This window comes from Skermanella rosea, assembly GCF_016806835.2.
Taxonomy (GTDB): Bacteria; Pseudomonadota; Alphaproteobacteria; order Azospirillales; family Azospirillaceae; genus Skermanella; species Skermanella rosea.
The window spans coordinates 4811871-4837393 of the sequence record NZ_CP086111.1 but is presented as its reverse complement, the minus strand read 5'-3'; the positions used below and the strand labels follow the sequence as shown (position 1 = coordinate 4837393).

The following is a 25523-nucleotide window of genomic DNA, read 5'->3' as shown; positions in this document are numbered from 1 at the left end:
GAAGCATGCAGGAGGGCCGCGGACAAAGCAACTGCGGGGCTGTTTCGGCACAAGGATGCCACGCCGCGGGGCCGAAAACCGCCATCCGCGGCCGAACCGGGACGATGAATAGGAAACTAAGGGTCGCGACTCGGGCCACGACTCCGGGGATTCACCCAGGACGTCACATCGGGCGCTGGTTTACGACCTGGATCAGAACGTCGCGGACGATGCCCTTGCCCATGACCTTGGTGGTGGACTCGTTGAGCTTCGCCTTGATCTGCGGGACGTCGAGCAGCCCGGCCTGCATCGCCTTGCCCGAGGCGATGACACCGTACACGCCGGTCAGGAAGGCGTCGGTCAGGCGGGGCGCCTGGTCGCGGACCCGGTCGGCCATGGCGGCGTCGGGCACCTCCAGCGCCACCATCAGGGTGACGAACTGGTCGATCCGCTCCGCGCCCAGCACCGGGACCGTCAGGGGGCCGATATTGACGAAGACCGGCGGCCCGGCGGGCGGGGGCGGCTCCGGCGGCGCCTCGACCTTCTCCTCGTGGGCGTCCTTGTTGGCGAACAGGTACCAGCCTGCGCCGAAACCGCCGCCGCCGAACAGGAGCGCCACCAGCAGCAGGATCAGGATCTTCATGGGAGTCCCCGTCGCAACACCTTTCCGCCCCGGGGGCGGCAGGGCCGATATGTGGACCGGGAGCCCTTAATACCCGATTAACTTACAAATCCGAGGAATGGGGGATCACGGGAACGGGCAGCGCTCGCTGGTCACCTCGACGAACGACCGGGATCCCGCGACGACGGTGAACTGGTGCTCGACGCCGGCGGCCACCACCACGTGGTTGAGCGGCAGGACGCCGGTGGCCTCGGTCTGGCGCCCGCCCGCCTCGGTGAACCGGATCGTCACGGGGGCCGCGGGATCGAACCAGCCCTCCGCGTTGCCGGCGGCGCTCCGGGCCGGCGTTCCCTCGCCGCTGACGGTGACGGCGCCATTGGCGAAGCCGACCACGGAATTGGGTCCCTTGTATATGGGCGTGGGCAGGATGAACCGCTTGTTCTCCGGCTTCTCGCACTGGCGCGGGGTCCGGATCTGGTTCAGCACGAAGACCAGCCGCCTGGGATCGACGCCGGCCGCCAGCCGCTCGCGCGCCAGCTCGGTCAGGCGCGCCAGGTCGCCGGTCGGCAGCTCGCGCGTCAGCCGAGCCTCCAGCTCGGCGGCCCTGGTCTCCGCCGTCTGGGCGGCCATGCGCAGCGAGGCGACGTTCCGGGCCAGGTCGGCATTGGCCTGGGAGAGCTGGGCGTTCTCCGCCCTGAGGCCGGCCTCCCGCGCCTTCACCTGCTCGACGCCCATCTGGTACGCGAACAGGCCGACGCCGAGGAGTACGCCGACGAACGCCAGGAACTTGACCGTACGTACCCAGAAGCGACGCCGCCGACGCCGTTCATAGTCATGCAGACCGAGCGTCATGCTGCGGTTCCCGTGGTGTCGACAAGCATGCCGGGGGCACGTACGTACCCCCTTCGCGAGGCTGCTTTATCGCAAAGCCACCGGGGCCGGCGCAACAGCGAACGGCGGATTCAACGACAGGTCACTCCGGAAGGACGGCTTCGACCGCCTGGACGACCTTGTCCGACCGGGGTGACGTCGATGTCGGGAACCAGCCGGCCAGCCGCCCGTCGGGCGCGACCAGATATTTGTGGAAGTTCCAGCGGGGCGCGGCGGCCGGCCCGAGCTCCTGCCCGGCCCAGCGGTAGAAGGGATGCGCACCGGCGCCGGTGACGGCCTGCTTCTCCGTCATCGGGAAGTCGACCGAGAAGTTGACCTCGCAGAAATCCTTGATCTGCTCGGCGCTGCCCGGCTCCTGGCCGCCGAAATCGTTGCTGGGCACACCCAGCACGACGAGGCCGCGCCCGCGGTAGCGCTCCCACAAAGCCTGAAGGTCGGCATATTGCGGGGTGTAGCCGCACATCGACGCCGTGTTCACCACCAGCACGGCCTTGCCGGCGAACTCCTTCAGGGGCAGCGGCCGGCCGTCGATCGAGACGAAGTCGAAGTCATGGGCGCTTCCGGGCGTCGGCATCGCGGCGATCGCCGTGGCGGGCGGCAGGGCGAAGACCAGCGACAGCAGCATCAGCATGGCGGCGCAGGCGGAACGGCGCATGGCAAAACCCCGTCGGAGGCGGAACTTGGTCCTGGAGATAGTCTTTTCACGCCGCCGGTCCAGGGATCCGCCCCGGAGATTGTCGGAACGGCCGATTGCTTGCTAGTGTCTCCCGCAACCAACCAATCAAAGAGGGGGAGGGCAGACATGCCCAACATAGACCATTACATCGGCGGCAGGATCGTGGCCGGGACCGGCGAGCGCCGGGCCGACGTGTTCAACCCGGCGACCGGCGAGGTCAGCGGCCGGGTGGCCCTGGCGAACAAGGCCGACGTGGCCGCAGCGGTCGAGGCGGCATCCGCGGCGCTTCCCGGCTGGGCCGCCACGCCGCCGGTCGTCCGCGCCCGCGTGATGTTCAAGTTCAAGTACCTGGTCGAGGCCCATGCCGACGAACTGGTCCGCCTGATCAGCGCCGAGCACGGCAAGGTCCAGTCGGACGCGCGCGGCGAACTGAGCCGCGGCCTGGAGGTCGTGGAGTTCGCCTGCGGCATCCCGCACCTGCAGAAGGGCGAGTTCAGCGAGAATGTCGGCACCAACGTCGACAGCTTCTCCATGCGCCAGCCGGTCGGGGTCTGCGTCGGCATCACGCCGTTCAACTTCCCGGCCATGGTGCCGATGTGGATGTTCCCGATCGCGCTCGCCTGCGGCAACAGCTTCATCCTGAAGCCGTCGGAGCGCGACCCGTCCACGGCGCTGCGGCTGGCCGAGCTGCTGTCCGAGGCGGGCTTGCCGCCCGGCGTGTTCAACGTGGTCAACGGCGACAAGGAGGCGGTCGACGCCCTGCTGACCGACCCGCGCGTGGACGCGATCAGCTTCGTCGGCTCCACCCCGATCGCGGAATACATCTACCGGACCGGCACGGAGCACGGGAAGCGGGTCCAGGCCCTGGGCGGGGCCAAGAACCACATGGTGGTGATGCCCGACGCCGACCTGTCCCAGGCGACCGACGCCCTCATGGGGGCGGCCTACGGCTCGGCCGGCGAGCGCTGCATGGCGGTGTCCGTCGCGGTCGCGGTCGGCGGCGTCGGCGACGCGCTGATGGAGCGGCTGGAGCCCAAGGTCCGCGCGCTCAAGATCGGCCCGGGCAACGATCCCGAGGCCGAGATGGGGCCGCTGGTCACCCGGCAGCACCGCGACAAGGTCCGGGGCTACGTTGACCAGGGCGTCAAGGAGGGCGCAAAGCTGGTGGTCGACGGCCGCGACCTGAAGCTCCAGGGCTACGAGAACGGCTTCTATATCGGCGGCTGCCTGTTCGACGACGTCACCACCGACATGACGATCTACAAGGAGGAGATCTTCGGCCCGGTGCTGGCGGTCGTCCGCGTGCCCGACTTCGACCAGGCGGTCGGCATGATCAACGACCACGAGTACGGCAACGGCACCGCCATCTTCACCCGCGACGGCGACGCCGCCCGGACCTTCGCCAACAAGATCAAGGTCGGCATGGTCGGGATCAACGTGCCGATCCCGGTTCCCATGGCGTTCCACAGCTTCGGCGGCTGGAAGCGCAGCCTGTTCGGCGACCACGCCGTCCACGGCATGGAGGGCGTGCATTTCTACACCCGCCTGAAGACCGTGACATCGCGCTGGCCGACCGGCATCCGCGCCGGGGCCGAGTTCACCATGCCCGTCATGAAGTGACGCCATGATGACCCCGGAGAGCGCCGTCTTCGCCGCCTGCGAGCTGTTCGCCGCCCATCTCAGCCTGCGGGCGCTCGACCGGCTGCCCGACCCGTTGCAGCCGGCCGACGAGGCGGAGGCCTACCAGGTCCAGGAGGCGTTGAACCGGAAGCTCTCCGGAGCCGGCTTCGGGGAGCTGGCGGGCTACAAGATCGGCTGCACCACGGCGGTGATGCAGGCCTACCTGGGCATCGCGAGCCCGTGCCGCGGCGGCATCCTGTCGAGCACCGTAGCGGGGGGCGGGGCGGCGCTGAACCACGCCGCCTTCCGCCGGCCGGGGGTGGAATGCGAGATCGCCGTGCGTCTGGGGAAGGACGTGCCGGAATCCGGCGCGCCCTACGACAGGAACTCCGTCGCCGGGTTCGTCGAGTGCTGCATGCCGGCGGCCGAGATCGTGGACGACCGCTACGCGGACTGGCGGACCGTCGGCACCCCGCTGCTGATCGCCGACAACTTCTTCGGCGCCGGCTGCGTGCTGGGCGCCCCGGTCCATGACTGGGGCGCCCTGGACGAGGTCGCGGGATCCATGCTGATCAACGGCGCCGTGGTCGGGAGCGGCCGCGGCGCGGACGTGCTGGGGCATCCCTTCGAGGCGCTGGCCTGGCTCGCCAACCGGCTGGCCGGGCAGGGCGGCGGGCTGAAAGCGGGCGACTTGGTGCTGACCGGCAGCGTCGTCCAGACCAACTGGGTGGCCGTCGGCGACCGGGTGGTAATGGACTTGGGGAGGCTGGGGGCGGTGGAACTCAGCTTCGAGTGAGTTCCTACTGTAGGTCGGCCTCGGCCGAAGGCCGACGCCGACAGCGTGGCCGGAGCGTCGATGCGGGGCGTCGGCGTTCGCCCTGACGGGCGAAGGCCAACCTACGGCGATGCAGGCGACCGCGTTCGGGTACGGGAATGTCGCCTCAAGGAGAGTCTCCGCCGAAAGCAGTTCGTTCTCCCATACCGAAGCCTGTGCGGGTGTCCACGGCCGTCCGTGACCAGTCATAGTGCTAATCAAAGGCGGCCGTGGACGCAAGCTCCTCCCCAAAGCCTCAGCCTCGGCCCTTGAGCAGGGCTCCGATCTCGCCGACGATGCCGCGGCGGAACAGCAGGACGCAGACGACGAAGATGACGCCGGTGACCACGGTGACGGGGAGCTGGGTGCCGGCCAGGTAGTTCTGCAGGGTGACCACCAGGAAGGCGCCGACGACGGGTCCGAAGATCGTGCCGAGCCCGCCCAGCAGCGTCATCAGCACCACCTCGCCCGACATCTGCCAGGTGATGTCGGTCAGCGAGGCCAGCTGGAACACGATCGCCTTGGTCCCGCCGGCGAGGCCCGCCAGCGCCGCCGACATCACGAAGGCCGCCAGCTTGTACTGCTCCACCTTGTAGCCCAGCGACACCGCCCGCGGCTCGTTCTCCCGGATCGCCTTCAGCACCTGGCCGAACGGCGAGTGGATGGTGCGGTAGATCAGCAGGAACCCGGCCAGGAACACCGCCAGCACGAAGTAGTACATGGTCAGGTTGTCGCCCAGGTCGACCAGCCCGAACAGGTGGCCCCGCGGCACCGCCTGGATGCCGTCCTCGCCGCCGGTGAACGGCAGCTGGAGCGCCAGGAAGAACACCATCTGCGACAGCGCCAGCGTCACCATCGCGAAGTAGATCCCCTGCCGCCGGATCGCCAGGTAGCCGAACGCCAGCCCGAACAGCGCCGCCACCGCGACGCCGAGCAGGATGCCCAGCTCCGGCGTCAGCCCCCACACCTTGACCGCGTGGGCGGTCACGTAGGCGGCCGAGCCGAAGAACGCCGCGTGGCCGAACGACAGCAGCCCGACATAGCCGATCAGCAGGTTGAAGGCGCAGGCGAACAGCGCGAAGCACAGCGCCTTGGCCAGGAACACCGGATAGAGCTGGAAGGGTGCTGCCAGCGCCACCAGCAGCAGCGCCGCCAGCGCCGCCCATTTCAGCGCGGGCGAGCCCTGGCGGGCCTGCGGCGGCGTGCCGGCCCGCAGGGCCTCGCTATGGGAATGGGTTGCCATGGCTTACTTCTCCCGTCCGAACAGACCGGCCGGCTTGATCAGCAGCACCACGGCCATCACGACGAAGATCACGATGTTGGAGGCCTCGGGGTAGAACACCTTGGTGAAGCCCTCCAGGATGCCGAGCATGAAGCCGGTCAGCACGGCCCCGAGGATCGAGCCCATGCCGCCGATCACGACGACGGCGAAGACGACGATGATGAGGTGCGATCCCATCAGCGGGTTGACCTGGTAGATCGGCGCCGCGAGCACGCCGGCCAGGCCGGCGAGCGCCACGCCGAAGCCGTACGTGGCGGTGATCATGACCGGGACGTTGATGCCGAAGGCCTGGACCAGCACCGGGTTCTCGGTGGCGGCGCGCAGGTATGCTCCCAGCCTCGTGCGCTCGATCATGAACCAGGTGCCGAAGCAGACCACCAGCGAGACGGCGACGACCCAGCCGCGGTATGTCGGCAGGAACATGAAGCCGAGGTTGTAGCCGCCGGCGAGCGCCTGGGGGATCGGGTAGGGCTGTCCGGAGACGCCGTACCAGTGGCGGAACATGCCCTCGATGATCAGGGCGAGGCCGAAGGTGAGCAGCAGGCCATAGAGGTGGTCGAGCTTGTAGAGCCGGCTGAGCATCAGCTTCTCCAGCACGACGCCGAGCAGGCCGACCAGCACCGGGGCCAGCACCAGGGCCAGCCAGTAGTTGATCCCGGCGAACTTCAGCAGCATCCACGCCGCGAAGGCGCCCAGCATGTACTGGGCGCCGTGCGCGAAGTTGATGACGTTGAGCATGCCGAAGATGACGGCCAGCCCGAGGCTCAGCAGGGCGTAGAAGGACCCGTTGATCAGCCCCAGCAGGAGCTGACCGAACAGGACCTGGGGCGGAATCCCCAGCAGCTCCATCATTTCGGGTCCGTCCCTTACTTCTGGGCGATCTTGCAGCCGCTGGCGGCCGCGTCGAGATAGGCGCTGTCACCGGGAATGGTCCGGACGATCTCGTAATAGTCCCACGGCCCCTTGCTCTCGGACGGCGCCTTGACGCGGGCCAGGTACATGTCGTGGACCATGCGGCCGTTGGCCAGGATCTTGCCGTTCTTGGCGAACATGTCCTGGATCGGCAGCTCGTGCATCTTGGAGACCACGGCCTTCGCCTCGTCGGTCTTGGCCGCCTGGACTGCCTTCAGGTAGTGCTTGACCGAGGAATAGACGCCGGCCTGCACCATGGTCGGCTTGGAGCCCATCTTCTCCTGGTACTTGGCCGACCAGGCGCGGGTCTCCTCGTCCATGTCCCAGTAGAAGCCGGTGGTCGCGACCAGGCCCTGGGCCGCGTCGAGCCCCAGCGCGTGGACGTCGGAGATGAACAGCAGCATCCCGGCCAGCGTCTGGCCCGCCTGGGTGATGCCGAACTCGTTGGCCTGCTTGATCGCGTTGGTCGTGTCGTTGCCGGCGTTGGCGAGGCCGATCACCTGGGCGCCGGACCCCTGGGCCTGGAGCAGGAAGGACGAGAAGTCCGAGTTGCCGAGCGGGTGGCGCACCGAGCCCAGGGCCTGGCCGCCCAGTTCCTTGACGACGGCCGTGGTCTCCTCCTCCAGCGAATGGCCGAAGGCGTAGTCGGCGGTCAGGAAGTACCAGGTGTTCTTGCCTTCCTCCGTCAGCGCGCGGGCGGTGCCGGCCGCCAGCGCGTGGTTGTCGTAGGTCCAGTGGATGCCGGTCGGCGAGCAGGCGTCGCCGGTCAGGCGGGAGCTGCCGGGACCCGACATCAGGAAGATGCGGTTCTTGTCGCGGGTGATCTCCTGCACCGCGAGGGCCGCGGCCGAGTTGGGCACGTCGGCGATCACGTCGACCTGCTCCCGGTCGATCCACTGGCGGGTGACGTTGGCCGCGATGTCCGCCTTGTTCTGGTGGTCGGCGACCACGATCTCGATCGGCGTGCCGTCGATGGCGTTGCCGAACTCCTCCGCGGCCATGCGCGCCGCCACGGCCGAGCCCTCGCCCGCCACGTCGGCATAGATGCCCGAGCGGTCGTTCAGGACGCCGATCTTGATCCTGCCGTCGGAAATGGCGCCCTGCGCGTTCGCGGCGGCGGCGAAGCCGACCGACAGTGCCGCGAGCGCCGTTCCGGCCATGATCTGCTTCAGCATCTTGCTCATCCTCTTCACCGTTTCCCCTGTTGTCCGTTGTTCTGGTTGGTCAAACGCCGAGATACTCATGCAGCTTGTGCATGTTGGCTTCGAGCTGGTCGTTCGGGATCATGTCGACGATGTGTCCCTCCTCCATCACGTAGTGGCGGTCCGCGATGGTGGCGGCGAAGCGGAAGTTCTGCTCGACCAGCAGGATCGTGAAGCCGCTCCGCTTCAGCTCCCGGACCACCCGCCCGATCTGCTGGATGATCACCGGCGCCAGGCCCTCGGTGGGCTCGTCCAGCAGGATCAGGTCGGCCCCGGTCCGCAGGATCCGCCCGATCGCCAGCATCTGCTGCTCGCCCCCCGACAGCCGCGTCCCCTGGCTCTTGCGCCGCTCCTTCAGGTTCGGGAACAGCCGGTAGATCGCCTCCACCTCCATCCCGCCCGCCTTGATCGTCGGCGGCAGCATCAGGTTCTCCTCCACGTTCAGGCTGGAGAAGATCCCCCGCTCCTCCGGAACGTAGCCGATGCCCAGCCGGGCGATCCGGTTCGACGGAAGATTCACCAGCTCCGTCCCGTTCAGCCGGATCGAGCCGGTCCGCCGGCCCACGATGCCCATGATCGAGCGCATCGTCGTGGTCTTGCCGGCGCCGTTGCGCCCCAGCAGCGTCACCACCTCGCCCCGCCGCACCTCCAGCCCGACCCCGTGCAGGATGTGGCTCTCGCCGTAGAAGGCGTGGAGATCCCGGATCTCCAGCATCCCCGTCGTCGTCGCGGCCCCGTCAGGCATGTCCCGTCCCCATGTACGCTTCCATCACCTGCGGGTCCTTCGACACCACGGCGTAGGGTCCCTCGGCCAGGATCTCGCCCCGGCGCAGCACCGTGATCTTGTCCGACAGGTCGGACACGACCGACAGGTTGTGCTCGACCATCAGGATGGTGCGGTCGGCCGAGACCTTGCGGATCAGCGCCGCGGTGTGGTCGATGTCCTCGTGGCCCATGCCGGCCATCGGCTCGTCGAGCAGCATCAGCTCCGGCTCCAGCGCCAGCGTGGTCGCGATCTCCAGCGCCCGCTTGCGCCCGTAGGGCAGCTCGACCGCCGGGATGTCGCGGTAGGCCGCCAGGTTGACCTGGTCGAGCAGGTCGTCGGCCTGGCCGTTCAGCGCGTGCAGCGTCGTCTCCGAGCGCCAGAAGTCGAAGCTGTCGCCGCGCAGGCGCTTCTGCAGCGCCACGCGTACGTTCTCCAGGCAGGTCAGGTGCGGGAACACGGCGCTGATCTGGAACGAGCGTACGAGGCCGCGCCGGGCGATGTCGGCCGGCTTGACCCGGGTGATGTCGTTGCCGTTGAACAGGATCTGCCCGCCGCTCGGCGTCAGGAACTTGGTCAGCAGGTTGAAGACCGTCGTCTTGCCCGCCCCGTTCGGCCCGATCAGGGCGTGGATGCTGCCGCGGCGAACCTGCAGGTTGACGTCCTTGACCGCGATGAAGCCCTTGAATTCCTTCGTCAGATTCCGGGTTTCAAGTATATGATCCCCGTTCATGCGCACCTCCCCTTATCGGACGGTCCGCCGGATCGCCCGTCGCCGGGTCACGCGGTCGGATGTCCTGGATTTTGCGTGAAGTTAGGGACAGGGGGGGACGGGACGCACCACCCGAAAGGGTGGCATTCTGCTGAAACTCCAAAGACCTACGGCAGATAGCCCATTTCCCTCCCCCGGGCGACCGCGCTGGTGCGGGTGGTGACGTACAGCTTGGCGAACAACCTCTTCATGTACCATTTGACCGTGTCCTCCGAGATGCGCAGTCGCCCGCCGATCTCGCGGTTGCGCAACCCTTCGGAGACGAGCCGCAGGATCTGGATCTCGCGGTGGTGCAGGCGGTCGGACGCGGCGGGAGTCGCCCGCGCGGTCTCCGGCTGGAGGGTTTCCAGCACGCGGCCGGACATCTCGATCGCATCCCGGCATTGGGCCATGGCGGACTCCAGGTCGCCGGCGGCACCCGCCGCATACCCGACCATCAGGGCGGCGAAGCCGCGGAGCAGCAGGTCGTCGGCCTGGGGAGCCGCATCGGATCCGGCGGGATCGACCTGGTCGAGCCACTGGTCGGCGCGGTGGCGGATCTCCGGCAGGGCGTCGCGTTCCTTCGCCATCAGGCGCCGGGTCAGCACCGCCAGCTGAAGGGCCGAAATGCGGCCTTCCGTCTTCTCCGTCACCTCCCGGACCTGATCCTCGGTAAGGTCGAGGGACTGGACCCGGGTCAGGTAGTAGCGCGCCTCGTCCAGGGTGAAGCGCAGATCGGCGGCGCGCAGTTCCAGCAGCGCGCCGCAGCCGCGCAGGCGTGCCAGCGGCAGCGGCGGGTCGATGCGGGTGGCGATCACCAAGGTGAAGCAGCCGGGCAGGGCGCTCAGCATCCGGTTGACGTCGCGGTGGATCGCCGGGTCGGCGACCGCTTGGTAATCGTCCAGGAACAGCACGACTTGGCGGCCGAGGCGGTCAAGTTCCCCCGCCAGATCGCACAGCACATCCTCGAGGACCGCCGGAGCCCCGCCGGCGTCGAGGCCGGCGACCCGCCGCGCGAAGACCGGCAGGACCGGGTCCAGGACATCGGCGAGGTCCGCCAGGAACCGCCGGGGATCATGGCCGCTGCGATGCAGGGACAGCCAGCCCGCCGCGATGCCGCGGTTGCGTGCGATCGCATGCCAGCGCGCCATCAGCGTCGTCTTGCCGACGCCGGAAGGACCCGACAGAAGCACGAGGCGCAATCTATCGAACCGGGCGATACAGTCTTCCAGGCGCGAACGGAAGACAAGACAGGAGTCCGCCGGCTGAATATCGAGTTTATCTCTAAATTTCCGCAACGTCTCGGCTGTCCCTCGGCACAGATCCGGCCCGCGTTTCAACGACGGGATATGCGGGTGTGTAGCGGTATTCTGCCGCCTGCTTCAACACTTACCTGACAGCAGGAGGATTGACTGTCCGGAACATTGGAGGGCTTTCATGGGCGGCAGGGCGACGCCGGCACCAGGGCCGGAGCGGCAGCGCCGCTCAGTCCTCCGCCAGCCCCATGCCCTGGAGCGCCGCGGTCAGCGCCGCGCCCAGCCGGGCGTCGTCGTAGGGTTTCCCGACGAAGCCGACGGGCTGGGCCGCCTGGGCGCGGACCATGGTGGCCTGATCGCTGAAGGCGCTCATGAAGAGGGACGGGATGCCGAGGCGCTGGCGGATCTCGATGGCGGCGTCGATGCCGTCCGTTCCCTGGGCCAGCCGGATGTCCATCAGGACGAGGTCCGGCCGGTAGTCCTCGGCGGCCATCACGGCGCCGGGACCGGAGACCGCCTTGCCGCAGACGGTGAATCCCATGTCTTCGACCATCTCCTCCAGCAGCATGGCCGGGATCGCCTCGTCCTCGACGATCAGGATCCGGACATGCCGTGATCGCGCGGGTTCCTGCCGGTCCGAGGGCAGGGAACCGGCGGGGCTGGAGTGGACGAGTCGAATTTTTGAGATTGCGTGCATCGGACCAAGCTACAGTTCGGGACTCGGAGGTGGCAAGAGATCAACACCTGTCGGCTCGAATCGTCCAAATGCCTACAAAGCGGTCGTTCCAATGGACCTTCCGATGGGCTTCCGGCCGATGGGGTTCCGGCCGATGGGGTTCCGGTCGTCCCGATGCGGTCACCCCGCGGCGTGGATCCGGAACATGGTTCCGGCCGGGCCGGACTCGCAGGCCAGTTCGCCGCCGAACTGTCCCAGCAGGGCGCAAACCATGCGCATTCCCAGGCTCTGGGTCTTCGCGGGATCGAAACCGGCGGGCAATCCCACCCCTTCGTCCGCGACGCCGACCTCGAACCCGCCGTCCGGCAGGGTCTTGAACCGGACCCGGATCACACCGCGGCGGCCCGCGGGATAGGCATATTTGACGGCGTTGGTCACCAGCTCGTTGACCACCAGGGCCAGCGGGATGACCTTGTCGGTCGGCAGTTCGTGGGTATCGGCCTCCACCTCGATGTGGTGACCCTGCTCGACCATGGCGGAGTGGGCGAGGTCGGAGCACAGGTCGCGCAGGAACAGGCCGAATTCCACGATGCCGACCTTGTCGGTCTTGTACAGGCGCTCATGGACCCGGGCGATGGTGGCGACGCGGGCGCAGGCCTCGTCGAAGTGGCGGCGCGTCACCGGGTCGGAGATCTGGCGGCTTTCCAGCCGCAGCAGGCTGGAGACGAGCTGGAGGCTGTTCTTGACCCGGTGGTTGACCTCTTTGAGCATCAGGTCCTTCTGCTGGATCGAGCGGCGAAGCTCCAGCAGGGACATCACCTGGCGGGCCAGGGTGGACAGGGCCGCCTTCTGCTCCTCGTCCAGGCCGGGGCGCGGCTCGTGGTCGAGGACGCACAGCGTGCCGAGGGCGTGCCCGTCGGAGGTCTTCAGCAGCGCGCCGGCGTAGAACCGCATGCCCGGAGGGCCGGCCACCAGCGGGTTGTCGGAGAAACGGGCGTCCGCAGCCAGGTCGGGCACGATCATGAGGCCGGACTGCCGGATGGCGAGGCGGCAGACCGAAGCGTTCAGGGCGGTCTCGCTGGCGCCCAGCCCGATCTCCGACTTGAACCACTGGCGGTTGGCGTCGACGAAGCTCACCAGGGCGACCGGGGCGCGGCAGACATAGGCGGCGAGGCGCGTGACGTCGTCGAACTCCTCCTCGCGGGGGGTGTCGAGTATGCCGTACCGGCGAAGTGCTTCGAGCCGCTGGATCTCGGAGATCTGCTGGCCCGGAATGGCGGTGCCCATCAAGCTGGTGGTCCCAATAATTCGAGGCGTCGTCCGGGGCTGGATCGATGCGGACGGCCCGTCCCGCCGGCTGCCCGGCGAATCGCGCGCCCGATGATGCATCGGGCGGGGCGCGATGTCGAGCCCCGCCCGGTACGGTTGGTCAGGCCGCTTCCTCGGCCATCTCCGGAACCGCGAGGTCCAGATGCGTGCCGGTGTGGTGGGCGTAGAGCAGCAGATCGTTCAGCAGCTCGGTCTCGGCGTCGGCCGAGTCCTTGCGGCGGATCGCGACCAGCCGGTCGAGCGCCTTGATGTTGAAGCCGGCCGATTTCGCCTCGCCCTTCAGGTCCTTCAGGTCGTTCTTGAGTCCGTCGATTTCGTTCAGCAGATTTTCCATGCGGTCGGCGAACTGCTTCAACTGTTCGGCCGTCGTAGCACCAGCGTCGATCAAGATCAGGCTCCGTGGATGGGACTGGAGTTGGGGAGAGGCGTCATACCGGCAAGCGCCGGTTCTGGCAACAAGGCGGCGGGCCGGCCGCGGAACGTTCCGAGGCTTCCCGCGGTTGGTATCGCATAGCCGTCGCGCCGCGGCGGTCCCCAAGCAACAACCAACGAATGGGGCAAAAGAATGGTGGACGCCATACCCGCTTCCGATACCGAGAACAGGCGTTACCTCAGCAACACGCCCGAGCACCCCTACATCCCCTACGACACCCCCAGCGCCTATGGCCGCGCCCGCATCGGCGGTGCCGATCGCCGGCAGAGCGGGGAATCGGGCGGAATCAGCGCGGTGATCCGCGACCATCCCGTGCCCTTCGTGATGTTCGCCGCCAGCGCCGGCATCCTGCTGGCGGCTTGGCTCGGCTACCGCTACCAGCGCGACGGTGGCCATGGGGCGGGCCGGAGGTCGCGGCTCTACACCGATCCGGACCGTCACCATACCCATGTCTCGGGGGACATCTCGGGCCGGGCGGCCGGCCGCTCGCCCGATCCCGACCGGCTGGTCGGCATGCCCGGCGGCGGCAAATCGGCGCGGGAGAGCGCTTCGGTCCTGCTGGGACCCGACGGGGAACCCTTGCGCGGCCCGGCCGGCGGGGCTTCGGCGGGCGGCGGCACCAGCGTCGGCTGGGCGACCCCGGACGGCTCCGCGTCCCATTCCGACACCGTGACGGGCGAAGCCGCCGACACGCTCGGCCAGACCCGGCGCGAGAACGCCCCTCCGGGAAGCTCGGCCACCACGATCCGCACGCCGGGGAACCCGCCGATCTTCGACCGGCCCTGATCGGGGCTGGTCTTCGCCATGCGCGGGCTCGACCCGCGCATCCACGCGCAAACCGGCGTAATGGAGTTTGCGCGTGGATGACCGGATCAAGTCCGGTCACGACCATCCAAAAAACTGCGTTCTGCAAGCTACGGGCGGAAACACTCCCTACTCGTCATGGCCGGGCTTGACCCACGGCTGTCCGGCACGGCGATTGCCGACTCGATTGGAGGATGCTTTTCCAGTAGAGCGTTCCTCTCTTTATCGTCATGACCGGGCTTGACCCGGTCATCGCTTGCAGGCTTGATCAGCGCCGCCATGCAGGGAGATACCCGGATCAAGTCCGGGTATGACGAAAAGGGGGTGTTTTCGTCCACAGCGCGGCCTTTTGAGCAGCAGGCAACAACCGTGCCGGACGCCCGTGGATCAAGCCCGGGCATGACGATGAGGGGAGGGGGAGATGCTCTGGACGCTCCGAAGGCGTGCCGCCAAGCCCTACGCCAGGGTCCGGCTGAACGGTTCGACCGCGACGCCGAGGGCTTCCAGGCGCCCGCGGATGGTGCGCGCCATCGCGACCGCCTGGGGGTTGTCGCCGTGGACGCAGATGGTGTCGATCCGCGCCGGGATCCGGGCGCCGCTCACCGTCGGGATCGCCTCCTCCTCCAGCATGCGGACGATCCGGTCCGCCGCCTCCCCCGGGTCGTGCAGCACGGCGCCGGGCTTCTTGCGGGACGTCAGGTTGCCGTTGTCGTCGTAGGTGCGGTCGGCATAGATCTCCCGCGCGGCCCTCAGGCCCATCCGTTCCGCCGCGCGCTCCGTCTCCATGCCGGGCATGACGACGCAGATCAGGTCGCGGTCGACGGCCCGCACCGCCCGAGCGCAGGCCAGCGCGAGGTCGGCATCGACCGCCGCCATGTTGCCGAGCGACCCGTGGGCCTTGACGTGGGTGACCCGGTGGCCGACGGCGGAGGCGAGCGCCTGGACCGCGCCGATCTGGTAGACCAGCATCTTCTCGATGTCGGCCGGATCCTCCCCCAGGATCGGGCGGCGGCCGAAACCCCACTGGTCCAGGAAACTGGGATGGGCGCCGACCGCGACGCCGGCTTCCAGGGCGAGGCGCACGGTGCGGTCGATCACCAGGGGGTCGCCGGCATGGAAGCCGCAGGCGACGTTCGCGCTGGTGACGATCTTCAGCATATCGGCGTCGTTGCCCAGCGTGTAGACGCCGAAGCTCTCGCCCATGTCGCAGTTCAGGTCAACCCGGGAAACGCCTGCCATTCTTCCACCATCCTCGCCGGATCCGGCTGCCGAAATCCTGCTTCAGGATGGCGATTTCGCAGGCCCGGGGCAACCATGTTCGGGCGGCCCACGGACGGTGGGCCGGCCGCGTCGGTACCCCTGAATCCTTTCAAATAAGTTGATTGCATAAGCCGGTCATCCTTCGAAATTGACGACGATTATGCCGGAAAATTCACAGGATTAGCCCCTGAAAGTCACAGCAATTCTCATCGAGGTCACATCTTTGCCACGTCAAATTTTCCTCTATTTCGAATACATTCGCGTCCGTGGCATAAAGTTAGTCTGCACTCAATTAATTGAGATTTAACTTTTGAGTGCTTTGATACATGGCGAAGAACCGTATATCCGACTTTATGCTTGATCTGCTGTAAGCGGTCTGGCCTTCCGAGGCCCGTTTCCCTTGTAGCGACTTGATGAAGTGCGAATTTGCAGTTCGCTCACTGAATTCGGCTGCGCTGAACGGCATGGGGCGCCAGGAGCCATCCGGGGATCCTCCCGGCACTTTGCACCGCTCCGTGTCACACCGCAAGGCAGCCGGATCAGCGCGGCTGCACGAGAAATGCGCGATCGGGCCATACCGTCGCCGAGAGACCATGAGCAGGAGCCGCCATCACCGGGACACGGTGGTTTGTGCAACCAAAAACAAACTGGAAGACACCATGTACCATTCGAGATCTGGAGTTGAGCGGCTCGTATCCGAAGGGCAGGCCATCGGTAACGCCACTTCACTCACGAACGATACGGCTGCCCCGCGAAAGTCTCCCGGTTTCACCGGCCTGGAATACTACAATTCGGTTTTTGGATCTTCCATCGCGACGACTTCAGAACTTAAGAATGATTGTTTCCGTATTCGTTTTCAGGTTTATTGCATCGATAACGCGTTCGAAGACCCCGCGAACAGCCCCGATGGCCTCGAGCGCGACTCCTTCGACGCCCATTCCGTCCATTCCCTGCTGACCCATCGCGCCACCGGCAACGCCATCGGCACCGTCCGCCTGGTGCTCCCGCAGCATGGCGGCGAGCGCCGCGTGCTGCCGATGCAGCGGATCGCCGGCGCCATCGCGGCGGATGCCGTGGCGCCGTTCCCCGTCTACCGCACGGCCGAGATCTCGCGCTTCTCGATCGTCAAGAGTTTCCGCCAGCACATGCCGGAAAACGGGGTCGAGGCGACCCTTTCTCCCGAAGAATGGCGCAAGATGCTCTTCCATCTGCCGCTCGGGCTCATTAAATCCTGTGTCGAGATGAGCGTGCGCGAGGGAATCACCCATTGGGCCGCGGTGATGGAGCCGGCTTTGCTTCGGCTGCTGACCCGCCTCGGCATCCATTTCAACCCGCTGGGATCGTTGGTCGATTACCATGGACGGCGGCAGCCCTGCTGGGCCGACCTGGGCGCCATGCTGCGCCGCGTCCATGCCGAGCGTCCCGACGTGTGGGAAATCATTACCGATGGCGGCCGCCTGTGGCCGCTGGATGAAACGAGCCCGGCCGAAGCGGTCGCCGCTCCCTCCCGGTCGGCCTGCTTGGCGGTCGCCAACTGAGGGTGGGCACCGACCGGGGCAAACCGACAGGAACCGGCCGCCCGGGACGCGATCTTGAGGAAAATGCCGACCATGACCATGCCCACGATGCCTGTGCGCGCGTTCGACTTCGACTATGACGAGGCCTTCAGCCGCAACATCGGGTGGGTCACCGAGTGGGAGCAGCAGATCTTGCGCACCAAGCGGGTCGCCATCGCCGGCATGGGCGGCGTCGGCGGAGTCCACCTGCTGACGCTGGCGCGCCTGGGCATCGGCGCCTTCAACATCTCGGACATGGACGTCTTCGAGACGGTCAACTTCAACCGGCAGATCGGCGCCAGCACCGCCACGCTCGGCCGGCCGAAGGTCGACGTGATGGCCGGCATGGCGCGCGACATCAACCCGACCGCCGAGATCCGCCGTTTCCCGAATGGAATCAGCGACGACAACATCGACGATTTCCTGGACGGCGTCGACCTGTTCATCGACGGCTTCGACTTCTTCGTCCTGGACGTGCGCGCCAAGGTGTTCGCCCGCTGCGCCGAGCTGGGCATCCCGGCGATCACGGCGGGGCCGATCGGCATGGGCACGGCCTACCTGGTCTTCATGCCCGGCGGCATGACCTTCGAGCAGTATTTCGGCCTGGAAGGCCAGCCGATCGAGCAGCAATACGTCAATTTCCTGGTCGGGCTGACGCCCCGCGGCCTGCACCGCTCCTATCTGGTCGATCCGTCCCGGCTGGACCTGGTCAACCAGCGCGGACCGTCCACCGGCATGGCCTGCCAGATCTGCGCCGGCGTGACCGGGATCGAGGCGCTCCGCATCCTGCTGAACCGCGGCGGCGTCAAGGCCGCCCCCTGGTTCCACCAGTTCGACGCCTATCGCGGGCGGTTCGTCAGCAGGAAGCTGCCGGGCGGCAGCCGGCATGTCGGCCAGCGGTTCAAGCAGAAGCTGGGCATGCGCATGATGCAGGCGATCGCCCGCAACGCGCCCCAGGCCAGGCCGGAGCCGCGCGCCTCGGAGATCGAGCGGATCCTCGACCTCGCCCGCTGGGCGCCCAGCGGCGACAACAGCCAGCCCTGGCGCTTCCATGTCGACGGCGACGACGCGGTGACGGTGCTGATCCGGAACGAGGCTGGCGCCAACGTCTACGAGTATGCCGACGGCCAGCCGACGCTGCTGTCGGCCGGCCACCTGCTGGAGACCATCGCCATCGCCGCGGCCCGGTTCGGCCGGCGGATGGAGTGGGCGCTTGAACGGACGGATGCCGGCGAGCCCGGGATCCGGATCAAGGTCCGCCTGCCGAAGCAGCCGGGCATCCGGCCCGACCCGCTCGAAGGCTTCGTCAAGCTGCGGTCGGTGGACCGGACCGCCTACAAGCGCGACGGCCTGACGCAGGCGCAGAAGGACGCGCTGGCCGAGGCGCTGGGACCCGACCTGACCCTTTCCTGGTTCGAGAGCCGGGGGGAACGCTGGAAGTTCTCCCGCCTCAACGGGCTGGCCACCGACATCCGGCTGCGCTGCCGCGAAGCCTACGACGTCCACCGCCGGATGATCGACTGGGAGAACCGGTTCAGCCCGCACGGCCTGCCGTCCACCGCCATCGGGCTGGACGGCGCCACCCGCAAGCTCATGCGCTGGGCCATGGAGGACTGGTCGCGGGTCGAGCGGATGAACCTGCTGGGCACGGGCGCCGCCAGCCTTCAGCTGGACATCCTGCCGGGCATGGCCTGCGCCGGGCACTTCACCATCGGCTGGAGCACTCCCCGGACCGCCAGGCCGACGGCGGAGGAGCTGCTGGCCGCCGGGCAGCGGCTCCAGCGCTTCTGGCTGACCGCCGCGAAGCTGGGCTTGGCGATGCAGCCGAGCCTGGCGCCGCTCGCCTTCGCCAGCTACGCCGTCACGGGGACACGCTTCACGGAAGCGCCGAAGCTGATCGCCAAGGCGGAGAAACTGGCGGTCGAGCTGGGCCGGGTGTCCGGCCACGAGGTCGACTCGCTGGTCTTCATGGGCCGCATCGGCCGCCCCAGGACCACCCGCCCGGCCAGCCGCTCGCACCGCAGGCCGCTGGACGAGCTGATCGTCGGCGACGACCGCCGGACGGACGGAAAGGACCGCCAGGACCAGGATGTCGCCCGCAGCGCCTGACGCCCGGGCTCATGCCGGATACGGTAAGTTCTGACCTGTTGTTGGGCCATGGGCCCAAGCTACGGGTCGGCGAATTGCCGTAGGTTGGGCCCATGGCCCAACAGCTTGAGGACGCCGTGGGCGGCGGCCACGCCGCTGCTGAGGGAGGCCTGGAGCAGGTAGCCGCCGGTCGGCGCCTCCCAGTCCAGCATCTCCCCGGCCGCGAACACGCCGGGCAGGCGCCGCAGCATCAGATCGTCGGTCAACTCGTCCAGATCGATTCCGCCGGCGGAGGAGATCGCGCGCTCGATCGGCTTGACGCCGGTCAGGCGGAGCGGCAGCGCCTTGACCAGCCGGGCAAGCTCGGCCGGTCCGGCGTCGGCCCCGGCGGCGCCGCGCAGCAGGCCAGGCAGGGGACCCGTCAGGTTCAAGGACTTGCGCAGCCAGGTGGACCAGGATTCCGATCCCCTCGGCCGCCGCAGCCGGTCGCGCACCTGTTCGGGGGAAAGCTGCGGGCGCAGGTCGATCGTCGGGCAGGCCGACCCGTCACGCTCGACCATGTCGCGCAACGGCGCGCTCAGGGCATAGACGGCGCCGCCCTCGATCCCCGTGCGGGTCAGGACCAGCTCGCCCCGGACGGTGCTGCCCTCGAAGGTCAGCGCCAGGTTCTTCAGCGGCTCCCCCTCGTGCCGGGCGATGAAGCCCGGCTCCCAGGCCACGTCGAAGCCGCAATTGGCCGGCCTCAGCGGCCGCACGGCGACGCCGCGGGCCTCCAGGATTCCGGTCCAGCCGCCGTCCGAGCCCAGCCGGGGCCAGCTCGCCCCGCCCAGCGCCAGGACGACCGCATCCGCCGGGACCGGCCGGGAGGCTCCGTCCGGACCCCGGACCAGCACCGTCCCGGACTCGTCGAAGCCGGTCCAGCGGTGACGCGGATGGACGGCGACGCCCAGGCCGTCGAGGCGCCGCAGCCAGGCGCGGAGCAGCGGCGACGCCTTGAACTGCACCGGGAACACCCGGCCGCTGCTGCCCACGAAGGTCTCGACGCCGAGGCCGGCGGCCCAGTGCCGCAGGTCGGTGGGGGAGAAAAGCTCCAGCCACCGCCGGACGGTTGGCGCCCGGTCGCCGTAGCGCGGCAGGAAATCCTCCAGCGGTTCCGAGTGGGTCAGGTTGAGGCCGCCGCGTCCGGCCAGCAGGAACTTGCGCCCGACCGAGGGCATGGCGTCGAACAGCTCGACGCGGACGCCCGCCTCCGCCAGGACGGTGGCCGCCATCAGGCCGGCCGGTCCGCCGCCGATGACGGCGACAGGGCCGGCGGTCCGGGCGGGGGCTTTCGTGGAACCGGCGGCGCTCATGCTCTTTTTCCGAACCTCGTTCCCGGCCGGGGCACCGCCCGAAGCAGGCCGGCCGCCAGCGACACCGCGAGCAGCGCGTAGAGTGGCAGCAGCGGCAGGTTGAACCGGGGCTCCCCGAAGAAGACGCCGGTGATGGCGGCGAAATAGCCGATCGGGACGAAGGCCGCCAGCGCGGCGTCGCGCGGACGCAGCGCCCAGGGGAACAGGAACGGGAACAGGAAGGCCGGGACCACCATCGCCCAGTGCCACAGTTCGGCGAGCGGCGTGACGGCCGCGACCAGGGCGCCGACATCCTGTCCGTTGCGCCGGGCGCCGATCTCCGCCTGGTCCAGGGGCAGCCGGTCGAACCGGAAGAACTGGTCCAGCTTGTAGGGCACGCGGAGCAGGGCCTGCGCCGGGTTGTCGCGGATGTAGGACAGGGCGGCCTGGTTCAGCCGGCGGTCCAGGGCGATCTCGTCCGGGATCGGCTCCAGGATGTTCAGCCCTTCCGTCGCCGCGGTGAACTCGGCCGGGGCCGGCCACATGTAGTTGCCCCAGCGGTTCCAGGGATTGTTCCCCATGAACAGGTTGAAGCCGCCGTTGGTCGATACCAGCACCGGCTCGCCCAGGACCAGGGCGTTGCGGAGTGTCCAGGGCGCGATCACGGCCAGGCAGGCGGCGTGCAGCACCAAGCCCACGGCCACCGCGCGCCGGAGGCCCGCCCGCCGCAGCACGAAGGCCGCCGCGATCACGCAGGCCGGCAGCAGCAGCGCCTGGGTCTTGACCAGGGCGGCCAGGCCGAAGCAGAGGCCGGCGAGGGCCGGCCTCCGCCAGCCGGGCCGGTCCAGGGCCGCCAGCAGCGCGTCCAGGCCGGCCAGCAGCAGGGCCATGAACAGCAGTTCGGCATAGAGCAGCTCGGTGTAGAAGACCAGGGTCGGCGACAGGACCGCCAGCACCAGCGCCGCCCGGGCCGCCGTCTCCGACCGGGTGGCCCTTCGCGCGATCCGGAACAGGAAGACCAGCGCCGCCGCCGACAGCACGAGGTTGGCGGCCTTGGCGGCCTCCAGGCTCGGGCCGGTCACGGCGAACAGGCCGGCCAGGAAGGCCGGGTACCCGACCGGCCAGAACGCCGTCGGCTGCCCCCCGACCGAGTAGCCCTGGCCGTCCAGCAGGCCCACCGCGCGCTGGAAATACCAGAGCTGGTCGCTCATCGGGGCGGCGTCGACCGCCGTCATCCAGCCGAGCCGGGTGCCCAGGAACAGCACCGCCACCAGGATCAGGAAGCGGCTCATGCCGCCCGCCCCGTCACGCCGCACGGCGTCAGTTCCAGCATTCGACGCGCGCGGAATAGGTACCGGCGCGCTCCAGCAGGTCCTCGGGGGACAGCACCGGACCGCGCGCCTGCGTGGCGTAGGAGATGTTCCGCGGAGTCAGGAAGCGGAAGATCGTCTCGTTGGTGACCGCCTGGGCCACGTCGTCGACGAACCGGCCGGTCTCGCGGAAGGTGGTCACCTCGTCCACCTTGCTGCGGATCATGCCGATCACCCTGCCGGTCTCGTCCAGCACCGGGCTGCCGCTGTGGCCGGCGCGGATGCGGCCCTCGACCGAGAATTCCGTCCCGCCGCCGAGCATGTCGGAGGTGACCTGGGAGGGCCACGCCTCCACCGCGGTCCGGCTCGGCACGACGGTCGCGGCACCGAGCGCCGGATAGCCCACCACCGAGGCGTCCATTCCCTGGTTGCGCTCGGGCGTCGGGTTGAACCGGGCGAAACGGTTCGGCTTCGCCCTGGTCTGGAGCACCGCCAGGTCCATGCCGTAGTCGGAGGCGATCACGTTGGCCGGCTTCCGCCCGCCCCCGACCGTCGAGACGGTCAGGGCGGCGCAGCGGGCCACCACGTGGAAGCCGGTCAGCACCTGTCCCTGGCCGTTGATGAAGAAGCCGGAGCCGGCGCTGCGGATCTCCACCTTGTCGTCCGGCCGGGAGCGGCGGTCGCCGACGATCTGCGCCCGCTGCCGCCGGGATCGGGCTGCGGCCAGGGCGGCGGCCTCCGCCTCGTCGATGATCCTGCCCCGGCACTCCGCCGGGGCCACCCGCAGGACGAGGTCCCGGCCCGGCTCGTGGCAGGTCACGACCGGCGGCGCTTCCGTCCCGGCGGGATTCGCGGCGTCGGCGGAAACCGGCGCGGCGAGGCCGGCGCAGCCGCCCAGCGCCGGCGCGAGCGCCGCCAGCAGCGCGGCTCCCGTCAGCCGTCCCCTCACCGCGGGTGCCGGCGCTTGCGGCCGGCCGGCTGGTTCCGGTCCGGCCGATCCCCGTCCGGGTGATGCATGGCGAGCAGCCCGGTGGTCTTGCCGCCGTCCGGGACCTTGTCGTTCATCACCGCCCAGCCGACGATGACCACGACGCCGATCAGCGAGAACAGGAACAGCAGGCTATCCATGGAACCTCATCGTGGGGCCTCGTCGGGGAAACGTCATCGTGCGGCGGCCTGCTCCAGGTAGGATTCCGGCGCGAAGGTATCGAGGAACCTTGCGGCGTCCTCCGGCCGCTCGACCGACAGGGCGACCAGGGCCGCGGCGGGGCGGATGCCGAGCAGGGTGGCGAGGCTCTGGTACAACTTGGCCTCATAGGGGCTCGCCGTGAAGCGTCCGCCGACCCAGTACCACGAAAGCACCAGACGCTGGCGCTGCCCGCGCACCATCCGGTCGAGCCGGCCCGGCGGCATGCCGCCGACGCCCTCGACGGTGCGGCTCTCGACCCGGGTCCAGCCGTCCCCTTCCAGGCGATTGGCGTAGTAGACCACTTCCGAGCCCTGCCGCTGGTAAGCGTAATGGGCGACGAACAGCTCGGCGGTCCGGCCTTCCGGATTGCGGAAACCGGCCAGCACCGTGCCGTCGGCGCCGGGGAAGGCCGGCCGCCAGTCGGTCGGCGGGGCGGCGGTCCAGCCGGCCACGCCGGGCGTCGGCAGCGCCGCCGGGCCGGCGGAGGTGCCGTCGGGCGGCCCCATCACCGTCCAGGCGTAGGCGGGGCCGGCCAGCACCACCAGGACGGCCGGCAGCGCCAGGGGCAGGCGCCAGGACCAGCCGCGGCGGCTCGCCGCCGGCGGCACCGCGGCCTCGCGCGAGAAGTCGCCCAGCCGGCGATCGGCGAAGCTGTTGCCGATCACCAGCAGCAGGATCATCACGACGGAGAAGAAGACCCAGCCATAGACCAGGTGGTCGACGCCGGCGGCCAGCCTGCCGTCGGTCAGGTGCGCGATCAGGATGATGCCGAACGCCCGGAAGCCGTTGGCGACGATCGGCAGGGTGAAGCCGATGACCAGGAACAGCCAGAACTTCCAGCGCCTGGTATAGGCGAGATGGGCGAACAGCGCCGAGATCACCAGGTTGGCGATCAGGAAGCGGATGCCGGCGCAGGCCTCGGCGACCCGGAACAGCCCGTTGGGAATCTCTATCATGATCCCGTCGTGGAACACCGGGATGCCGATCAGGCGCAGCAGCGCCACCGCGAAGACGGCGGTGAAGTCCTGGAGCGGCGGGATCAGCGCGTCGCCCACCGGCACCATGAAGAACAGGAAGGCCAGCGGGAAGGCGATCCGCCGCGCCACCGCCCGGCCGAAGAAGAAGACGGACAGCGCGACCAGCATGCCGACCAGCGCCGTCTCCTCCACCGCCAGCACGTCGCCGGCCCGGCCGAGCAGCCAAGCCAGCATCATCGCGGCCAGGGCGGCCAGACCCAGCGGCTCCAGCCGGGGCGTCAGCCGGCGCAGCTCGTCCCGGCGCAGCCAGACCAGATAAAGGCTGGTCGGCAGCACCAGGAAGCCGTGGTTGTAGGTGACGTTGGTCGACCAGGTATGGACCATGGCCCCGGCCACGTCGTGGAGCAGCGCCACCAGCAGCGCCGCCGTCGCGGCGAAGCAGGCGACGGCGCGCGGCCAGGCAGGGTCGGCCGGGGGCGTGGCGGTGGCGGCGTAGTAGCCGCCATCCATGTCGGCGCGCTGGGTCATGCCCGTCCCTCCCACGACCGGTCGAGGGAGCGGGTTTCCGCCGGCATGGCCGGAAACACCGCCGGCGCCCGCTCGATGATGCCGTCGAGCGGCGCCAGACGGCTTTCCCAGGCGTAGCGGTCCAGCAGCAGGCGCCGTCCGCGGGCTCCCAGCGCTTCCGCCTCCGCCCGGTCGCCGAGCAGCCGGCAGGCCTGCGCCGCCAGGCCGGCGGCATCGTCGGCGACCAGCAGGTGGGCGTCCCGCCCGGCGTCGATGCCCTCGTGGGCCTGGGGCGTGGCGATTACCGGACGGCCCATCGCCATGGCCTCCAGCACCTTGTTCTGGATGCCCCGCGCGATCCGCAGCGGCGCGACCGCGACGGCGGAGTGGGCGAGATAGGGGCGCACGTCCGGCACGCGGCCGGTCACGATCACGCCCGGCTGCCCGGCCAGCCGCCTGACCGCGGGATCTGGCTTCGCGCCGACGATGGCGAACCGCGCCTCCGGGCGGCGCGCCCGGATCGCCGGCAGCACCTCCGCCGCGAACCAGCTCACCGCATCGACGTTGGCGCGGTAATCCATCATGCCGGTGAAGACCAGCACCGGCCCGCCCGGCGGGTAAGGGTCGGCATGGTCCCGGCGCGGGTCGAAATAGTCCAGGTCCACCCCGTTGCCCAGGCCGTGGACCCGTTCCGCGGCGACGCCCGGCTGCCGGCGGAACAGGTCGGCCTCGGCCTCGCTGACGAACAGGCTGGCCGATGCGCGGGCGGCGATGGCGACCTCGGCCTCGCCCAGCAGCCGGGCCTCGCGCCCGTGGATCCAGCGCATCGGCGCCCGGCCGCTCATGGCGTACTGGCGCCACTTGTCGCTGTCCAGGTCGATGAAATCGACGATCCGCCGGCCCCGGAAATCCTCCACCGCCTCGGCGAAGGGCGCCATGGAGGAGGAGAAGACGAACTGCACGGCGATGGCGCGGGCGGCGTGGGTCGCGCGCACCCACTCCGTCAGCCCGGCGTCGCGGAAATAGGCGAAGGTCAGCGCCTCCCCGGTCGCCAGCCCGCGCAGGCTGCCCAGCCTGGCCAGCGCCGGGTCGAGCCGGGCGAAATGGCAGCTCGCGCACAGCGCCCGCAGCACCGGTTCGTGGGCCCGGTCCTCGGGATCGTCCACGAAGCAGCCGAGATGCACGCGGTAGCGCTCCGCCAGGTGGCGCAGCAAGTGCCACGAGCGGATCTTGTCGCCCTTGTTCGGCGGATAGGGGATGCGGTGGGCCAGGAACAGCAGGTCTTTCATGGCGGC

The 25523-nt window shown here is 69.1% G+C and carries 24 protein-coding genes; 5 read left to right on the top strand and 19 right to left on the bottom strand.

Features of this window, described 5'->3' with window-relative positions:
* Positions 1-163: 163 nt before the first annotated feature.
* The 3 genes from JL101_RS22655 to JL101_RS22645 form a co-directional block, all read right to left on the bottom strand.
* Positions 164-622 (bottom strand): flagellar basal body-associated FliL family protein, encoded by a 459-nt coding sequence (locus tag JL101_RS22655; RefSeq protein WP_203102738.1) that lies wholly within the window; start codon positions 620-622, stop codon positions 164-166.
* Between the two features lie 105 nt (positions 623-727).
* A complete protein-coding gene (locus JL101_RS22650) occupies positions 728-1453 on the bottom strand; it encodes a hypothetical protein (protein WP_203102736.1) in 726 nt (241 codons plus the stop codon).
* Between the two features lie 121 nt (positions 1454-1574).
* Complete coding sequence (locus tag JL101_RS22645; protein WP_203102734.1) at positions 1575-2147, bottom strand: glutathione peroxidase; 573 nt, start codon at positions 2145-2147, stop codon at positions 1575-1577.
* Between the two features lie 147 nt (positions 2148-2294).
* Between JL101_RS22645 and JL101_RS22640 the strand changes: the two genes are divergently transcribed.
* Together JL101_RS22640 and JL101_RS22635 are read left to right on the top strand one after the other, a co-directional pair.
* Entirely contained in the window at positions 2295-3788 is a 1494-nt protein-coding gene (locus JL101_RS22640; protein ID WP_203102732.1) for a CoA-acylating methylmalonate-semialdehyde dehydrogenase, read from the top strand.
* A 4-nt stretch (positions 3789-3792) separates the two neighbouring features.
* On the top strand, positions 3793-4584 hold the full coding sequence (locus JL101_RS22635) for a 2-keto-4-pentenoate hydratase (RefSeq protein ID WP_203102731.1): 792 nt from the start codon (positions 3793-3795) through the stop codon (positions 4582-4584).
* Positions 4585-4858: 274 nt separating this feature from the next.
* On the opposite strand, the gene JL101_RS22630 is transcribed toward JL101_RS22635, so the two are convergent.
* From JL101_RS22630 to JL101_RS22590, 9 genes are all read right to left on the bottom strand, one after another.
* Positions 4859-5845 carry a branched-chain amino acid ABC transporter permease gene (locus tag JL101_RS22630; RefSeq protein ID WP_228435082.1) on the bottom strand — a complete coding sequence of 329 codons (987 nt, stop codon included), beginning with the start codon at positions 5843-5845 and terminating at the stop codon, positions 4859-4861.
* A 3-nt stretch (positions 5846-5848) separates the two neighbouring features.
* Complete coding sequence (locus tag JL101_RS22625) at positions 5849-6736, bottom strand: branched-chain amino acid ABC transporter permease (protein ID WP_267133534.1); 888 nt, start codon at positions 6734-6736, stop codon at positions 5849-5851.
* A 14-nt stretch (positions 6737-6750) separates the two neighbouring features.
* Positions 6751-7971, bottom strand: coding sequence for an ABC transporter substrate-binding protein (locus JL101_RS22620; RefSeq protein WP_203104649.1), 1221 nt, complete (start codon positions 7969-7971; stop codon positions 6751-6753).
* 49 nt (positions 7972-8020) lie between these two features.
* On the bottom strand, positions 8021-8743 hold the full coding sequence (locus JL101_RS22615) for an ABC transporter ATP-binding protein (protein WP_203104631.1): 723 nt from the start codon (positions 8741-8743) through the stop codon (positions 8021-8023).
* A complete protein-coding gene (locus JL101_RS22610) occupies positions 8736-9494 on the bottom strand; it encodes an ABC transporter ATP-binding protein (protein ID WP_228435080.1) in 759 nt (252 codons plus the stop codon). The genes JL101_RS22615 and JL101_RS22610 overlap by 8 nt, the downstream gene beginning before the upstream one ends.
* Before the next feature lie 146 nt (positions 9495-9640).
* Positions 9641-10810 (bottom strand): LuxR family transcriptional regulator, encoded by a 1170-nt coding sequence (locus JL101_RS22605; protein ID WP_228435078.1) that lies wholly within the window; start codon positions 10808-10810, stop codon positions 9641-9643.
* 187 nt (positions 10811-10997) lie between these two features.
* Positions 10998-11465: a response regulator gene (locus tag JL101_RS22600; protein ID WP_203096101.1), complete on the bottom strand. Its 468-nt coding sequence runs from the start codon at positions 11463-11465 to the stop codon at positions 10998-11000.
* A gap of 159 nt (positions 11466-11624) precedes the next feature.
* A complete protein-coding gene (locus tag JL101_RS22595; RefSeq protein ID WP_203096103.1) occupies positions 11625-12731 on the bottom strand; it encodes a sensor histidine kinase in 1107 nt (368 codons plus the stop codon).
* Between the two features lie 142 nt (positions 12732-12873).
* The gene (locus JL101_RS22590) at positions 12874-13161 is read right to left on the bottom strand and encodes a GapR family DNA-binding domain-containing protein (protein ID WP_192499100.1); all 288 of its coding nucleotides are present in this window, start codon (positions 13159-13161) and stop codon (positions 12874-12876) included.
* Positions 13162-13338: 177 nt separating this feature from the next.
* On the opposite strand from JL101_RS22590, the gene JL101_RS22585 reads away from it, so the two are divergent.
* The gene (locus JL101_RS22585; RefSeq protein ID WP_203096105.1) at positions 13339-13992 is read left to right on the top strand and encodes a hypothetical protein; all 654 of its coding nucleotides are present in this window, start codon (positions 13339-13341) and stop codon (positions 13990-13992) included.
* A 474-nt stretch (positions 13993-14466) separates the two neighbouring features.
* On the opposite strand, the gene JL101_RS22580 is transcribed toward JL101_RS22585, so the two are convergent.
* Positions 14467-15249 carry a LamB/YcsF family protein gene (locus tag JL101_RS22580; protein ID WP_203096107.1) on the bottom strand — a complete coding sequence of 261 codons (783 nt, stop codon included), beginning with the start codon at positions 15247-15249 and terminating at the stop codon, positions 14467-14469.
* Positions 15250-15863: 614 nt separating this feature from the next.
* Here JL101_RS22580 and JL101_RS22575 point away from each other — a divergent pair.
* Both JL101_RS22575 and JL101_RS22570 read left to right on the top strand, forming a co-directional pair.
* Entirely contained in the window at positions 15864-16808 is a 945-nt protein-coding gene (locus JL101_RS22575; protein ID WP_203096109.1) for a PEP-CTERM/exosortase system-associated acyltransferase, read from the top strand.
* Positions 16809-16880: 72 nt separating this feature from the next.
* Positions 16881-18935 carry a ThiF family adenylyltransferase gene (locus JL101_RS22570; RefSeq protein WP_203096111.1) on the top strand — a complete coding sequence of 685 codons (2055 nt, stop codon included), beginning with the start codon at positions 16881-16883 and terminating at the stop codon, positions 18933-18935.
* A 59-nt stretch (positions 18936-18994) separates the two neighbouring features.
* Here the strand turns inward: JL101_RS22570 and JL101_RS22565 are convergent, their stop codons facing one another.
* Genes JL101_RS22565 through JL101_RS22540 form a run of 6 tightly spaced genes read right to left on the bottom strand, consistent with a single transcriptional unit; the run spans position 18995 to position 25517 of the window.
* The gene (locus tag JL101_RS22565) at positions 18995-20266 is read right to left on the bottom strand and encodes a BaiN/RdsA family NAD(P)/FAD-dependent oxidoreductase (protein ID WP_203096113.1); all 1272 of its coding nucleotides are present in this window, start codon (positions 20264-20266) and stop codon (positions 18995-18997) included.
* Positions 20263-21561, bottom strand: a complete 1299-nt coding sequence (locus JL101_RS22560) for an ArnT family glycosyltransferase (protein WP_203096115.1) — start codon at positions 21559-21561, stop codon at positions 20263-20265. Before JL101_RS22560 ends, JL101_RS22565 begins: the two co-directional genes overlap by 4 nt.
* A 4-nt stretch (positions 21562-21565) precedes the next feature.
* A complete protein-coding gene (locus JL101_RS22555) occupies positions 21566-22504 on the bottom strand; it encodes a S1 family peptidase (RefSeq protein ID WP_203096117.1) in 939 nt (312 codons plus the stop codon).
* A complete protein-coding gene (locus JL101_RS22550) occupies positions 22501-22683 on the bottom strand; it encodes a hypothetical protein (protein WP_203096119.1) in 183 nt (60 codons plus the stop codon). The genes JL101_RS22555 and JL101_RS22550 overlap by 4 nt, the downstream gene beginning before the upstream one ends.
* A gap of 33 nt (positions 22684-22716) precedes the next feature.
* A complete protein-coding gene (gene xrtA / locus JL101_RS22545; protein ID WP_203096121.1) occupies positions 22717-24249 on the bottom strand; it encodes an exosortase A in 1533 nt (510 codons plus the stop codon).
* Complete coding sequence (locus JL101_RS22540) at positions 24246-25517, bottom strand: TIGR03087 family PEP-CTERM/XrtA system glycosyltransferase (RefSeq protein WP_203096123.1); 1272 nt, start codon at positions 25515-25517, stop codon at positions 24246-24248. Before JL101_RS22540 ends, xrtA begins: the two co-directional genes overlap by 4 nt.
* Positions 25518-25523: the final 6 nt, after the last annotated feature.